We start from the raw sequence: 15,227 nt of genomic DNA, 5'->3' as shown, positions 1-15,227 counted from the left end.
ATATCCAATCAAAAAAGCTCCTGCTCTCATTTCTGAGGCAGGAGCTTAAAAGGGTTATTGCTGCTTTAATTTTCTTACTTTATAAATCACAATCAGCAAAATAAACCAAACCGGTGTAACAAATAAGGAAACCCGAGTATCCTGTGCTAATGCCAGTACAACAAGGACAAACGCCAGGAACGCCAAAATTAAGTAATTCGTAAATGGATAAAGCGGCAGCTTAAATTTGTTTGCTTTCGCCAATTCAGGTCTTGTTTTACGGTATTTCATATGGCAGATAACAGTAATTCCCCAAATATAGATAAAACATACGGTGGAAATACTTGTGATCAAGGTAAATACGCCTTCCGGCATGATGTAGTTCAATGTCACACCGATTAAAATCACGATAGCTGAAAAGAACAATGCATTTCTCGGTACCTTGCGCGGTGTCAGTTTTGCCATTGATTCCGGCGCATTCTTGTCTTTCGCCAGTGAATAGACCATGCGGCTTGTACTGAATACAGCGCTGTTGCAGGCTGAGGCAGCTGACGTTAATACAACAAAGTTGATAATGCTTGCCGCACCGACGATGCCGACTGCAACAAAGACCTGTACGAATGGGCTTTCGCTAGGATTGATGACATCCCATGGATAGATGCTCATAATCACAAGAAGCGCCCCAATATAGAAAAGCAGCACCCTTACAGGGATATTGTTGATCGCCTTAGGGATGACTTTTTCAGGGTTTTCTGTTTCACCCGCTGTAAGCCCGACGAGTTCAATGCCGACAAAGGCAAACACAACCATCTGGAACGAGAGGATAAATCCGTGTATTCCATTCGGGAACATGCCTCCGTGGTTCCAGAGATTTGAGAAACTGGAAACACCTGAACTTGTGGAAAAGCCTTTGAAAATCATAAAAAGACCGATCACAATCAGCGCCAAGATGGCAATGACTTTAATTAATGCAAACCAGAATTCCAATTCTCCAAACAGCTTGACGGTAGCCAGGTTCATAATCAGTAAAATAATAAGAGCGATTAAGCCCGGAACCCATTGCGGCACACCGGGAAGCCAATACTGTGTATATAGCCCGACCGCAGTTAAATCGGCCATCGCGATTGAAATCCAGCAGAACCAGTAGGTCCAGCCTGTGATAAATGCGGCCATATCGCCTAAATAATCCTGAACAAAATCAACAAAAGAGTGATAGTTCAGATTAGACAACAGCAGTTCTCCAAGCGATCTCATAATTAAAAAGCAAATGATCCCCGTGATCATGTAAGCAAATAAAATTGACGGTCCTGCAAAGTGTATCGATTTTCCCGAGCCGAGAAACAGGCCTGTCCCAATGGCTCCGCCGATCGCAATAAGCTGGATGTGCCTGTTTTTCAGGCCTCTCGACAGTTTCTGCTGATTTATATTAGGATCTTGCGTCATGTCGTCTGTCACTTTGTGTGTTCCTCCATTGAAAATTGTTTAAACATGTTTTTAGATACTATTATAACACTAAAATTTCTATCTTTTTTACTATACAGGAAATATGGAAGGAAATTTTAAGGTTTATCGATTCATCACAAGATACGAAAAAAGCGGCTCAATCGTGGGAGCCGCTTTTGTTTACGCCATTTTATGATTTTTTCATATACAGATAAAGCCCATAATCAGTCGGAGCAGATGCGTACCCTATCTGACGCAGCATCGCTGTTATGTTGCCGCGGTGATATGTCCCGTGATTTACAACATGCGGCACCAGTTCAGAAGCAGTCGTTTTCATGATTCCGCCGGCGGGATTTTCAATCTGAAGGGGTTTATGGATCTGTTCCTTTTGCTTGAAAAAAGCTGTATATCGCTCGGACAACTTTAGAAACAGGGCTTCCATTTCCGCTAGCTCCTTCGCCACTGTCTGGTCTTTAAGCTGTTCAGCTAATGCCAAAGCATGGTTCATGCTTTTTCCGGAAAACACTTCCACCCAGCCGAGATCAGAAAGATAAACATGGGACAATACATGGGATATTGACGGGAACACACTTTGGATCTCCTGACGATAAACCTCCTGTGGAAGCTCTTTTAATCGATTAAACATTTGCTGATGAGCCCATACGTTATATTCATACAATTGTAATGCTAGATCAGACATGTGAATTTTCCCCTTTCGCGTTTATCATTTCTATTGTATACGAACAAACATTCTTTAGGGGATTTTCTGTGAATAAAATGTATTGACAGAACATAGTTTAGAGGGATAAACTATGTAGCATCGATCGGAAGTTTAGGGGTGTAAACTAAAATGCAGGAGGAAAGACGTTGAATGAACAGAAGCTATGCCAAGCGATAAATCTTTTCGTAGAAGTTTTACTTGAAGGTACAGAGTTTGTACATCATGAAGTCGATCAGGATGTATTCAAACACATCTCCAGAGAACAGGCCGACCTGTTAAAAATTTTAAAAGTCAAGGGCCCATCTTCTCCCGGCAGCCTGGCCATGTATCAAAACGTGCATAAGAGCGCGATTTCTAACCGATTGAAGAAGCTGCTGGAAAAGGGATTGGTTGAGTGGGATGACTGTCCGGTAAAAAGTGATAAACGCACGAAACGAATCAAAATTTCAGAAAACGGTGAAAGCATTATCGAAGAATTGGATTCAGCTATCTTTAACGCGCTCAAAGAGCTGATGCACGATATAGATGAGGAGCACTTACAATCATTCATTGACATATTTACCATTCTAAAAAGCAAATTTAAAGGAGGGGATCTTCCGGAATGAAATCGATTGTCAAATTCAAATGGGCCATTGCGGCGGTTATCTTAGCGCTGACTGTTATATTGAATTTATTTTCTCCCAACTTAACGGAGCTGGCCAATCAAAAGGGGCAGGCACAGCTGCCGGCTGATTCCGTTTCAGAAAAAGCAAATGCTATTCTGAAAAAAGCCGGAGAAAACAATAATTCGATAAGCATTGTCTTTCCATTAGATCGTGCGCTAAATAAAGATACAGAGGGTCAGCTCCGCAGCATGATCGATAACATCAAAAAGATTGATGGTGTTGAAGAGGTAACATCTCCGCTGACAGGTGAAAAAGAAATCAAAGATCAATTGATTTCAAAGGATAAGAAAACCATTCTTATTCCCGTAACGATCACCGGATCTGATAAGAAAGCGGAAAATATTGCCGATGATATTTATCAAATCGTTCCCGATGATTTGACGGCATATATTACGGGAGCGTCTCTTATCAATCAGGATTTTGCGCACAGCTCAGAGGATGGGCTTAAGAAAACGGAAGTGATCACAGTCTGTTTGATTATCGGCTTGCTGCTGATCGTGTTCCGCTCTGTTGTGACGCCTTTTATCCCGATTGTGATTGTCGGTTTCTCGTATGTAATCAGTCAATCTATACTGGGCATTTTAGTTTATAATGTTGATTTTCCTATTTCGACATTTACCCAAACCTTTTTAGTTGCCATCCTGTTTGGGATTGGAACAGATTACTGTATTCTTCTTCTGACTCGTTTCCGTGAAGAACTGGCAAACGGGCATGACAAAAAAGAGGCAACCCTTATTGCTTACCGTACAGGCGGAAAAACATTGTTTATCAGCGGGTTTGCGGTATTGATCGGGTTTTCTGCCCTTGGTTTTGCGAAGTTCGCCATTTTCCAATCAGCTGTGGGAGTTGCTGTCGGGGTTGGCATTTTAATGATCATCCTCTTCACTCTGCTGCCTTTATTTATGGTGACGCTCGGTGAAAAGCTCTTCTGGCCGTCTAAGAAAGTGCTGTCGCACAATGACAATAAATTGTGGGCGTTTCTCGGCAGACATTCTGTTGCCCGTCCGTTTCTGTTTCTCGTTATAACAGTCATCATCACGCTTCCGTTCATTTTGACCTATGATGACCAGATTTCATTTGATTCAACGGCGGAAATCAGCAGCGATTACAAATCCATCAAAGGTCTTGAAGCCATTAAGGATGGGTTTGGTGAAGGAAAAGCATTTCCGGTGAATGTGGTGATAAAAGGAGACAAGGATCTCACTACCGCTGAGACGATCCCTTATCTCGGAAATATCAGCAAAGCCATTGAGAAAGTCGAACATGTTGATTCCGTCATGACCATTACCCAGCCGACGGGTGAAAAAATCAAAGATTTATATATTGATAAACAGCTAGGCTCTGTGTCAGACGGACTGGATAAGACAGTAAAGGGAATTGCTGATGTCCAAAGCGGGTTAACGGATATTGAAGATGGGCTGAATCAAATGTCCGGGCAAACCGGAACGGCCGCGAATGGCAGCTCCGGAGGCTCACTGTCAGATGCAGCTGACGGTTTGGGAAAAATCAATCAGCAGCTGCAGCTTGTCAGCAAACAGCTTTCTCAAACCGGCAATACCGCACAGGCGGTGCCGCAGCTCGCAGCAATCAGCGGACAGCTTGGACAAATTCAAACCGGACTTGAGCAAGCAAACGAGCAGCTTTCAGGTCAGCAGAAACAGGCCGGAACGCTGACAGAAAGCCTGAATCAGCTTGCCGAAGGTGTGAAGAGTGCAAATAATGGACTGACAAAAATCACCGACGGGATTACGGCATCCAGTGATATGTTAGAGGACATGAGCAAAAGCTCAACCGTTCGGGATACGGGGATTTTTATTCCTGATCAAGTCATGAAAGATAAGGATTTTAAGAAATCAATTGATCGGTATTCCTTTGCAGACGGCAAGGGAGTGCAATTAAGCGTCGCCTTGGAGTCAAACCCGTATTCAGAACAAGCGATTACGACCATAAACCAGATCAAAAAAGCGGTAGCCGGCGAAGTCGGCGGCACGCCTCTGGAGGACACTCAAATAGTTTACGGCGGGGTAACGAGCGTCAATGCCGATTTAAAAGAGCTGTCTACAACGGATTTCTCCAGAACGATGGTCATCATGATTCTCGGGCTGTTTATCGTCTTGACAATCTTGTTCCGTTCAATGGTGATGCCGATTTATATGATCGCTTCACTGCTGCTTACGTATTACACTTCAATATCAATGACGGAATTGATTTTTGTGAATATCTTGGGCAATGATGGAGTCAGCTGGGCGGTACCGTTCTTCAGTTTTGTCATATTGATCGCGTTAGGGGTAGATTACTCGATCTTCTTGCTTGACCGCTTTAAAGAAGAGGTTCAGCTTGGCATTCATCAAGGTGTCATCAGGTCAATGAGCAAAATGGGCTCTGTCATCATCACCGCGGCTATTATTTTGGCCGGTACATTCGCGGCGATGATGCCATCGGGCGTTAATACGCTGATGCAGGTGGCAAGTGTCGTCATTATCGGGCTGCTGCTGTACGGCCTTGTCATTCTTCCGCTCTTGATGCCGGCAATCATTGTGACATTTGGAGAAGGAAACTGGTGGCCGTTTGGCAGAAAGAAAAATAAAGAATAGAAAAAAAGAGTGGTGACAATTCATTTGTTCATCACTCTTTTTTGTAAATGTAAAAGGCACGTTTTTCACCTTTCAGCAAGCAATGGAGGAACAGGGGAGAATCATCAACTTTTCTACATCTGTTGTCGGTCAAATGTTTCCGACATACAGCATATGCGGGAACAAAAGGCGCTTGGGCAATTCACCCGTCAGCTCGCCAAAGAATTAGCCGTGAAACAAATCACCATTAATGCGGTACCGGAAGATATCGCAAATGTGATTGAATTTTTAACGAGCGAACAATCCAATGGATCACAGACCAAACGATCCGTGTGAATGGCGGATTTATTTAAAATGAAAAAGCTCCCAAGAGTCATTCTTGGGAGCTTTGTTTTATTTCCATTCTGCAATAGTATCAATCGGCAGACGGTAGGAAGCGTATCCTTCGTCCGCAGCTTTTCCGATGGAAAGAAGCATAACAGGCACATAACGCTCTTTGTCTAATCCGAAGGCTTCCGCGATGTTTTCTTTATCGTAGCCGCCGATCGGGTTTGTGTCATAGCCGTGCGCGCGTGCAGTCAGCATAAGCTGCATAGAAACAAGGCCGCCGTCAATCAGGATCGTTTCACGGTTCACCTGAGCCGGAAGCTTTTCAAAATGAGCAGTCAGGGCAGCGATTTGTCTGTCTTTGACCTCCTGCGGCATGTAACCGAGCTCCACGGCTTTTGAATAAATTTCTTCTAAGTAGTCTGCATTGTTCATGTCTGCAAAAACAGCGATGACGGCAGATGAAGTTGTGACCTGTGTTTGGTTAAAGCTTGCCAGCGGCGCGAGCTTCTCTTTTCCTTCCGGGCTGTCGATGACGAGAAAACGCCATGGCTGCGCGTTGACAGAGGATGGCGCAGTTGTAGCTTCCTCTAGGATTTCTGTCATCTCTTCTTTGCTGATTCTCACTGTCGGATCATAATTGCGAATGGAACGGCGTCCTTTCATAATGTCCATAAAATCGTTTGTTTTGATCATGTTGATACACTCCTTTTAAGCTTCGATATTATCTATGTTGTTTCGCATGCGCCCAAGCACATCAATAAGCAAGCTGCGCTCTTCAGCACTTACATTTGCGAGCATTTCCTTCATGAAACGCTCCTTTTCTTTCTTAGAAGACTCGATTCGTTTTCTTCCTTGATCTGTTAACCGCACAAGGGTAATCCGGTTGTCTTCGGGCTTGCGCCGTCTTGATACCATGCCTTTGGCTTCAAGCTGTTTTAGGTGTCTTGTGACGGCCGCGCTGTCGATATTGACTTTCTTTTGAAGGTCGCTTTGACTGATCTCATCCGCATGATAAAGCAATGTCAGCAATTCCAAACGAGATTGGCTGATGCCCGTGCATGCCTCGAACTTCACGCCAATCACTTTGTTCACGCCTTGCAGCTGATATAAAATCTCGGCTTCCTCAGAACAAAATGATGCCAAAACCCATCCCTTCTTTCTTGTCAAAAAAATAATTGATATATCAATGATTGACACGTCAATTAATATACAACGATTGATTTCAATTTGCAAGCCATTTGCACATTTGAAAAACCTCCCAACATATAAGTTGGGAGGTTCTTGTTATCCTTGCGGCTCAGGATAAAACATCAGCAGAAAAAAGCTGGCCGTTTTCTGTGATGAATTGATGTAGCTGTGCGGTGTGGATCCCGTAAACTGCATGGCGTCTCCTGGTACCAGCGAATGCTCCTGATCCTGCAGATTGACGGTTAACTCGCCTTCTTTGATTAAAATGTATTCTTCTCCTAAATGTGTTTTTGCTTCATGTATGCATCCCGGTTTCAGATCGACAACATAAATTTCAAACTTTGTTTCAGGGTTGTACGGAAAAAAGGGGTAAACAATGTAGTTTTCTTCATTATCTGTAACAGGTTCAATATCTTTAAGATTAATTTTTCTTACTTTCGGCTTGTCTTCTTTCAGAAAAACAGAAAAAGATACCTGCAGTCCATTTGCGATCTTCCAGAGAGTGGTGACAGTCGGGGTCGATTTTTCTTTCTCAATTTGTCCTAGCATCGCTTTGCTGACGCCCGTTAACTCAGAAACTTGATCAAGAGTCAGGTTTCTGCTTTTTCTGAGTTTGACAAGATTCTTTGCGATAATGGCTTGGATATCATCCATACATGTATCTCCTTACGTCATATTCGCTTTATTATAACATATTAAAATCAGCTATTACATACAGTTGTAAGCTATAACATATATGTGTATAATATGTTAGACGAGGAGGAGAAACAGAATGATATCAGAGAAGGAAATCACTCATGCCCCAACTTGCGAGCCATCGTTCTTACAAGGGGTTAAAGATTGTGTCCCGACGCTGATCGGCTACATCAGTATAGGTTTGGCTGCCGGAATCGTGGGAATTGCCTCGCATTTAAGCGTCCTTGAGATTACGCTGTTGTCAGGTTTGGTTTTTGCCGGCGGCTCCCAGTTCGTTATCTGTGCTTTGTTAGCAGCGAACAGTCCGATGTCCGCTATTATCCTGACAACGTTTATCGTAAATTTACGCAATTTTCTATTAAGTGCCGCGCTTGCTCCTCATTTTTCAAAGTATACGCTAGTGAAAAATGTGGGGATCGGCATGATGGTGACAGATGAGTCATTCGGTGTTGCTTCAAATAAGATTGTAAAAAAAGAACCAATTAGTGATCGATGGATGTTCGGATTAAATCTCACTGCATATGCGTGCTGGGTGCTCTCTTGTGTGGCAGGGGCAGTCTTTGGTAAATGGATTACCGATCCGGAAACGTTCGGACTCGATTTTGCGGTGACGGCTATGTTTTTAGCACTGCTGATTTTGCAGATGGAACATGTTGTGCCTGCAAAGATTAAACACTATGTATCTCTCATTATTTATATGGTGATTGCGATGATTGTTTTCTCTTTCTTAATGCCGTCACATCTCGCTGTGATTATTTCAACGATCATCGTAGCGACAATCGGGGTGGTGACAGATAAATGAGCGTAAATACATACATCCTGATGGTGATTATCGGCTGCGCGCTGGTCACAATGATTCCCCGCGTAATTCCATTTTTAGTTGTACGGAATATTTCCTTGCCGGAGCCTGTGCTGAAATGGCTCTCCTATGTGCCGGTTTGTATATTGACGGCACTTGTTGTGAAGGATTGCATGATTCAATCCAATGATTCTCTGAAATTGAATTGGCAGGCAGCAGTTGTATTGATTCCTACTCTATTGATTGCACTGAAAACAAAAAGTTTATCTATGACAGTTATCAGCGGTGTTGTTCTTATGGCTGGCTTGCGCTTATGGGTATAAAACAGCTGCTTACATCAAAACTCACGATATCAGGGGGAAGCAAACCCTGGTATTTTTTGTGTCTCTGATTCAATCTTTAAGCGGCTTTCACTGGCTGAAAGTTATGGTACAATATACAAATGTTTTACAGCTTCAATCAATTGTTGGAGTGACATCTGTTTCAGATAAATAATAGATTGAAGGGAAGGTTTTGATAGAATGCTGCAAAATCCAACTGGAAAAGAGCGTTTGGCATTGGCATTTCTGCTCGGCATGCTTGCTATATTGGGCCCGCTTAATATAGATATGTATTTGCCTAGTTTTCCTGACATTGCCGATGATTTATCGGCCAGTGCCTCGCTTGTACAGTTAAGTTTAACAGCCTGTCTGATCGGGCTTACCATCGGCCAGGTGATTGTCGGGCCGGTCAGTGATGTGCAGGGGAGACGGAAACCGCTATTAATCTGTATTTTCTTATTTGCGTTATCTTCTCTGTTCTGTGCGCTTTCACCAAACATTACAACACTAGTGGCAGCCCGTTTTTTACAGGGGATTACGGCCTCTGCAGGACTTGTACTGTCTCGGGCAATCGTGCGGGATGTGTTCACAGGGAGAGAGCTTTCTAAATTTTTCTCACTGTTAATGGTGATTACCGCAGTCGCACCAATGATTGCGCCAATGACAGGCGGTGCTCTTTTATTGCTGCCGTTTGCAACGTGGCATACGATTTTTCACTTTTTAACGATCATCGGATTTGTGCTTGTACTGGTTATTGCGCTGAGGCTAAAAGAAACATTGCCGCCAGAAAAGCGGATTCCAAGCTCAATTGGAACATCTGTCAGAACAATGGGGAGCCTGCTGAAGGATCGTTCTTTTATGGGCTACGCGTTAACTGTCGGATTTGTTCACGGGGGAAGCTTTGCTTATGTATCCGGTACGCCTTTTGTGTACCAGGATATTTACGGGGTGTCGCCGCAGGTATTTAGTATTTTATTCGGCATTAACGGCCTGGCGATTATTACGGGAAGCTTTATTATCGGGCGCTTTGGCGGAATCATTCATGAAAAAAGCCTGCTCCGCATGGCGGTCATTACAGCTATGATTGCGACTGCCGTGCTTTTAACGATGACGATGATTCACGGTCCTCTCGCTGCATTGGTCATCTCTATTTTTGTCTATATGATTACGATCGGCATGGTTCTGACGAGCACATTTACGCTGGCCATGGAAAAACAGGGGCACCGCGCCGGAAGTGCAAGTGCGCTGCTGGGAATGCTCCCGCTGCTCCTTGGCTCCATCGTTTCGCCGCTTGTGGGCATTGATGAGACGACAGCTGTTCCGATGGGAGCGATCATGTTTGTTACAGCAGTTATCGGTTCGCTCGCCTTTTTTAGATTAACTAAAGAGAGCGTGAAGCAGAATTAATCAAAAAAACCTGACGGCATGTCAGGTTTTTTTGATTTTATTAAAATAGCAAAAGCAGTCCGGCGATGGCCGGAGTCAAAAAGATTGCTGATTTCAAGACGGCCTTTGGCATGAGATTGGTGAATTTCGCGCCAACATACGCACCGCACATGGTTCCGATCAAGACTTTGATCAGCAACACATAATCAACAAATCCTTCCGTGATATACCCTATACCTCCGCCTGCAGCAAGAGGGATAATGACAAGCATCGTTGTTCCGACAGAATGACGGATGGAAAGGTTCAGCATAATCATTAAACCGATCTGGATAAAAGGAGCAGAACCGATGCCGAATGTGCCGGAAAGTATGCCTGATACGATTCCTAAAATCACGGCTTTTGTGTACATTGAAACATTGCTTTGATTCCCTTGAGGCTTTTCTTTTAAAATAAATAATCTGATTAAAATGAGAATCGCTGATAAAAATAACATTCCTGCTGTCAAATAATGAAGCAAATCGGCGGGAATAAAAGATGTCAGCTTTGCCCCGAAAAATGACCCGACGGCAGCAAAGCATCCGACCGTTAAACCGATTTTTAATTGGATGTTGCCTTCCCGGTAATGGCTGTAGGCCCCTGATAAGCTGGTGAAAGCCATACCGGCGAGGGAAGTGCCTAAAGCTGTATGAATCGGAATATGGAAAACAAGAGTTAAAAGAGCAATAACAAAGCCGGCTCCCCCGGCACCAATAAAGCCTAAAATGATTCCGAGAAGAAACATAACAAGAATAATGAGCATACTTTTTCCTCCATTGTATTCTGAGCTGTAAATGTAATGAATCTGAGTGATTGTAGCTGAGGCGAAGTGTCCGGCAGCCGATGAGAGGATCATCTCACTGGTTTACAGTAGTCTGTCGACCGTCGTTTAGCAAAAATATCGTACCGCAAATTTTGGAATTTGACAAGGGAGTTTGTTGCTTCCCTTTATCATCTGTTATATGATTTTGATGAAGAACAGCCCCTGAATCTATTCAAAAGAGGTATTATTTATATGGATGATTTTAAATTAGACAAGCCGACTCCTTATTACCTGCAATTTTATTTCCAGCTGAAAAAAATGATTTTTAACGGGACATTTAAGCCGGGGGAACGGATCAATGAAACACAGCTGGCTAAAAGTTTCGGTGTCAGCCGCTCTCCGATACGGGAAGCTATGCGGCTGCTTGAGAAAGACGGCTTGTTAAGAGCAGATGACCGGAATGGATTTTCAATCGCTTCTTTAACGGCTAAAGATGTAGATGAAATTTATAAAATCAGAATTCCTCTCGAGCTGCTTGCTGTCGAATTGGTCATAGACGAAGCGAATGACGAAGAGCTTCAAACGCTTGAAAAACAGCTTGAAGAAACAGAAAACGCGATTCGTAACGGAGCGGAAGAAACTGAAATGATCAGCTTAAACCAAAAGTTTCACCAGCTGCTTGTCGATTTTAGCCATAACAGACATTTAAAAAACTTGCTTGAGCATGTAAACGATCTGATTCACTTTTGCAGAATCCTTAATTATAAAGGGGACAACCGCCCTGAAACGATCCTGCGTGAACACCGCAGCATATTTGAAGAAGTAAAAAAGAGAAACAAAGAAGCAGCCAAAGAATATATGATGGCTCATTTCAATCATGATTCAGAACATTTGAAGCGTGTGCTTGAAGAAGGAAAAGAAAATTAAATGACATGTACAGATACCGAGGATGAGTCCTTGGTATTTTTTATTGCTATCATTACTTTAATAAATTGAAAATCATATATAAGGAAGCCCATTAATAAGATTCTATGATGATTGACTAACGAATAATGGGGGTTAGACATGTTTATCCATATCGTCCGGCCGGGTGATTCTTTGTTTTCCATAGGCAGAAGATACGGTGCTTCTGTTGATCAAATACGTGGTGTGAATGGCTTAGAAGAAACGAATATCGTGCCGGGGCAGGCTCTGCTCATCCCTCTTTATGTATATACAGTACAGCCGGGAGACACGCTCGGAGCTATTGCAGCAAAAGCGTTTGTTCCGACAGAACGGCTAAGAGCCGCAAATCCCGCTATAAATCCAAATGCCTTGCAAGCAGGAATGAGACTGACGATTCCTAATATCTCAAACTATATTGCGGGAACGTTAAGCTTTTACGTGCTCCGCAATCCGGATCTAGATCGCGATTTAATCAATGATTACGCCCCGTATTCGTCTTCGATTTCCATTTTCGAATACCATATTGCGCCTAATGGCGACATTGCAAACCAATTGAATGACGCAGCCGCTATTGAAACCACATGGAGAAGACGGGTGACGCCGCTTGCAACAATAACAAATCTAACCTCAGCAGGCTTCAGCACGGAACTCGTACACCAAGTGTTAAACAATCCAACTGCGAGAACCAATCTGGTTAACAATATTTATAACTTGGTATCCACAAGGGGATATGGCGGCGTGATGATCGATTTTGAACAAGTGAGCGCCGCAGATCGGGATCTGTTCACAGGATTTTTGCGTCAGCTCAGAGATCGTCTGCAGCCGGGTGGCTATGTGCTAACCATAGCTGTTCCGGCAAAAACAAGTGATGATATTCCGTGGCTGAGGGGCTATGATTACGGAGGGATTGGAGCGGTCGTCAATTATATGTTTATCATGGCGTATGACTGGCATCATGCGGGAAGCGAGCCGGGGCCTGTTGCGCCGATTACTGAAATAAGAAGAACAATTGAATTTGCGATTGCCCAGGTGCCGCGGAGAAAAATCATCATCGGTGTCCCGCTCTACGGCTACAATTGGATCATCCCTTATCAGCCGGGAACAGTGGCTTCAGCTATTTCAAATCAAAAATCAATTGAAACAGCGATGAGGTACCAAGCACCCATTCAATATTCAAACGAATATCAATCGCCATTTTTTCGCTACAGAGATGAGCAGGGACGGACGCATGAAGTATGGTTTGAAGATGTCAGGAGCATGAGCCAAAAGATGCTGATCGTCCGCGAATATGGATTACAAGCAATAGGCGCCTGGCAGTTAACACTCGGATTCACACCAGCTCCATGGCTTCTGCGGAAATTTTTTACGATCAGAAAGGTTTAAGGGCACCGGGCACGGTGTCTTTTTAGTGATGTTTTAAGCGTCTGCTGAATGCTTTTACCGTCTCAGCCTTCCTTGCGTTGTTACTTCCATCGGGCATTATCTCTAAGCTGCTTTGTTAAAATCAGATGATAATCGTTCACGGTGTTGAAATATAAGAAGCAGATAAATGCCATTCTCACACAAAGGAGGACATAGGCGTATTTTTTGACTGCGGTGCCTCGAGCAGCCCTGAGTTCCCGACATATTGTCATTTCACTGGCTGGCAGCGCTGGCGATATCCTTTATCGTAACGGATTGATAGCCGTAAAATCGCATCAGCCTAAAGCGGCAGAATAATTCGATCATTTGTCACTTGCATGGCGTCAGTCTCCCCCATTATGATCGATAGTGAGAACTATCATCAGTCTAATCAGGCACAAATTGCATATCATCTTATGAACGCTTACGGAATATGAGTGAGAGGAAGTTGTCAGAATGAAAAAAGTATTGATCCTGAATTTCCCAGCTGAAGGCCATGTAAATCCTACATTAGGCATTACGAAAGCCTTTGCCGATCGAGGATATGATGTCCACTATATATCCACTGAAAAATATAAAGAAAGATTAGAAGCGGTGGGAGCGACTGTCCACCTTCATCAGGATTTGCTGAGAACAACACCTATTCATGTCGCTTCGCCAAATGGCATTCTTGATTTCCTGAAAATACATATCAAAACCTCACTGGACATTTTACATGTCGTAAAGGAGTTGTCAAAAAGCATCCAATTTGACTTTGTTTATTATGATAAATTCGGTGCGGGAGAGCTGGTCAGAGATTATCTCGACATCCCGGGCATCTCTTCATCTGCTTCCTTCTTATTCGATGAAGAGCATTTAAAGGTATTGCCTCTGCATCCGGATTCAGAAGTGCCTTTACAATTGGATAAAGAGTGTGAAGATCTATTATTAGAGATGAAACAAAATTATGGTGTATCACCTGAAAATATGGTTCAATTCATGAATAATAAAGGTGAATTAAATGTAGTGTACACAAGCCGATATTTTCAGCCGGAAAGCCATCGTTTCGGCAATGAATTTCTGTTTATCGGTCCAAGCTTTCCAAAGAGAGCGGAAAAAACTGATTTCCCAATTGAGAAATTGAAAGATGAGAAAGTCATCTATATTTCAATGGGGACTGTATTAGACGAAACTGAAGAGTTTTTCAACTTATGTATAGATGCTTTTTCTGATGTCGAGGGCAAGGTCGTGATAGCTGCGGGAGAAAAAGCTGACTTGACAAAATTAAAGCAAGCGCCGGAAAACTTTATCATAGCTTCATATGTGCCTCAATTGGAAGTGCTGGAACAATCAGATGTTTTCATCACTCATGGGGGAATGAACAGTGTAAATGAAGGCATTCACTTTAACGTTCCTTTAGTTGTAATGCCGCACGATAAGGACCAGCCAATGGTGGCCCAGCGGCTGACTGAATTACAAGCCGGTTATACAGTATCTAAAGACCATGTAACCGCGCAGTCTTTAAAACATGCAGTGGAAGAAGTGTTGAAAAACGACCGGTATAAGGAAGGGATTCAAAAAATCAATCAAAGCTTTCAGGATTGCATGAATATGGAAGAGGTAATGGAGCGGATTGATCAATTTATAGATCAGAGAAAATAAACAGCAAAAAATACATTCGGATGATATAAGAAAAAAGAGTGAGATGAAAATGGTCTCACTCTTTTTTACTGATAGGGTCTTACAGGCATTGTGACAATAACCGGATTCATTTTGCGGGATCCGAGATTTTAGCAAAAGGATTATAAATTTGTATGGGCTCATTTTCTGGGAACGGCAGGGCAGCAGGAGGAATACTTTCGCATTCATTCACACTCAAAATCATTTTTCATATTATGAATAAGTGTATGGAAAATTATGTATCGAAAGGATGTGGATATAAATTATGTCTCGAAAGCCGTCACATAGGTGCCCTTACTGTGGATCTAACTCTTCAAGCCCCA

At 43.1% G+C, this 15,227-nt stretch carries 13 protein-coding genes and 2 pseudogenes; 9 read left to right on the top strand and 6 right to left on the bottom strand.

The annotated features are described in order from the left end of the window. Positions 1-54 precede the first annotated feature (54 nt). Together ACQVGS_RS19085 and ACQVGS_RS19080 are read right to left on the bottom strand one after the other, a co-directional pair. A complete protein-coding gene (locus tag ACQVGS_RS19085; RefSeq protein WP_127695879.1) occupies positions 55-1,434 on the bottom strand; it encodes an amino acid permease in 1,380 nt (459 codons plus the stop codon). Between the two features lie 178 nt (positions 1,435-1,612). Then, positions 1,613-2,122, bottom strand: coding sequence for a DinB family protein (locus ACQVGS_RS19080; RefSeq protein ID WP_105955105.1), 510 nt, complete (start codon positions 2,120-2,122; stop codon positions 1,613-1,615). Positions 2,123-2,289: 167 nt separating this feature from the next. On the opposite strand from ACQVGS_RS19080, the gene ACQVGS_RS19075 reads away from it, so the two are divergent. The 3 genes and pseudogenes from ACQVGS_RS19075 to ACQVGS_RS19065 all read left to right on the top strand — a co-directional run. After that, entirely contained in the window at positions 2,290-2,748 is a 459-nt protein-coding gene (locus ACQVGS_RS19075) for a MarR family transcriptional regulator (protein WP_024120373.1), read from the top strand. Continuing rightward, positions 2,745-5,402 (top strand): MMPL family transporter, encoded by a 2,658-nt coding sequence (locus ACQVGS_RS19070; protein ID WP_491830391.1) that lies wholly within the window; start codon positions 2,745-2,747, stop codon positions 5,400-5,402. The genes ACQVGS_RS19075 and ACQVGS_RS19070 overlap by 4 nt, the downstream gene beginning before the upstream one ends. Before the next feature lie 37 nt (positions 5,403-5,439). After that, positions 5,440-5,734 (top strand): annotated as a pseudogene (locus ACQVGS_RS19065) (SDR family oxidoreductase); the annotation flags it as partial. A gap of 40 nt (positions 5,735-5,774) precedes the next feature. Here ACQVGS_RS19065 and ACQVGS_RS19060 read toward each other — a convergent pair. From ACQVGS_RS19060 to ACQVGS_RS19050, 3 genes and pseudogenes are all read right to left on the bottom strand, one after another. Beyond that, positions 5,775-6,404 carry a nitroreductase family protein gene (locus ACQVGS_RS19060; protein WP_106020861.1) on the bottom strand — a complete coding sequence of 210 codons (630 nt, stop codon included), beginning with the start codon at positions 6,402-6,404 and terminating at the stop codon, positions 5,775-5,777. A gap of 15 nt (positions 6,405-6,419) precedes the next feature. Further along, positions 6,420-6,913: pseudogene (locus ACQVGS_RS19055) on the bottom strand (MarR family transcriptional regulator). A gap of 82 nt (positions 6,914-6,995) precedes the next feature. Continuing rightward, complete coding sequence (locus ACQVGS_RS19050) at positions 6,996-7,553, bottom strand: helix-turn-helix domain-containing protein (protein WP_044161601.1); 558 nt, start codon at positions 7,551-7,553, stop codon at positions 6,996-6,998. A gap of 118 nt (positions 7,554-7,671) precedes the next feature. Between ACQVGS_RS19050 and ACQVGS_RS19045 the strand changes: the two genes are divergently transcribed. The 3 genes from ACQVGS_RS19045 (at position 7,672) to ACQVGS_RS19035 (ending at position 10,121) form a co-directional block, all read left to right on the top strand. Next, positions 7,672-8,397 (top strand): AzlC family ABC transporter permease, encoded by a 726-nt coding sequence (locus tag ACQVGS_RS19045; protein WP_286109165.1) that lies wholly within the window; start codon positions 7,672-7,674, stop codon positions 8,395-8,397. Further along, positions 8,394-8,717 (top strand): AzlD domain-containing protein, encoded by a 324-nt coding sequence (locus ACQVGS_RS19040; protein ID WP_024120379.1) that lies wholly within the window; start codon positions 8,394-8,396, stop codon positions 8,715-8,717. The genes ACQVGS_RS19045 and ACQVGS_RS19040 overlap by 4 nt, the downstream gene beginning before the upstream one ends. A gap of 198 nt (positions 8,718-8,915) precedes the next feature. Then, positions 8,916-10,121, top strand: coding sequence for a Bcr/CflA family efflux MFS transporter (locus ACQVGS_RS19035; RefSeq protein ID WP_106020857.1), 1,206 nt, complete (start codon positions 8,916-8,918; stop codon positions 10,119-10,121). A gap of 40 nt (positions 10,122-10,161) precedes the next feature. Here the strand turns inward: ACQVGS_RS19035 and ACQVGS_RS19030 are convergent, their stop codons facing one another. Next, positions 10,162-10,899 (bottom strand): sulfite exporter TauE/SafE family protein, encoded by a 738-nt coding sequence (locus tag ACQVGS_RS19030; RefSeq protein ID WP_106020855.1) that lies wholly within the window; start codon positions 10,897-10,899, stop codon positions 10,162-10,164. 252 nt (positions 10,900-11,151) lie between these two features. Between ACQVGS_RS19030 and ACQVGS_RS19025 the strand changes: the two genes are divergently transcribed. The 3 genes from ACQVGS_RS19025 to ACQVGS_RS19015 all read left to right on the top strand — a co-directional run bounded on the left by ACQVGS_RS19025 (position 11,152) and on the right by ACQVGS_RS19015 (position 14,886). Further along, positions 11,152-11,826, top strand: coding sequence for a GntR family transcriptional regulator (locus tag ACQVGS_RS19025; protein WP_024120383.1), 675 nt, complete (start codon positions 11,152-11,154; stop codon positions 11,824-11,826). Between the two features lie 138 nt (positions 11,827-11,964). Continuing rightward, complete coding sequence (locus ACQVGS_RS19020; RefSeq protein WP_188323574.1) at positions 11,965-13,227, top strand: glycoside hydrolase family 18 protein; 1,263 nt, start codon at positions 11,965-11,967, stop codon at positions 13,225-13,227. Between the two features lie 474 nt (positions 13,228-13,701). Then, positions 13,702-14,886 (top strand): macrolide family glycosyltransferase, encoded by a 1,185-nt coding sequence (locus ACQVGS_RS19015; protein WP_491830386.1) that lies wholly within the window; start codon positions 13,702-13,704, stop codon positions 14,884-14,886. Positions 14,887-15,227 lie beyond the last annotated feature (341 nt).

Source organism: Bacillus sp. SD127, assembly GCF_058566445.1.
Note: the sequence above shows the minus strand (reverse complement) of the source record. Positions and strands in the feature narration are given on the sequence as shown.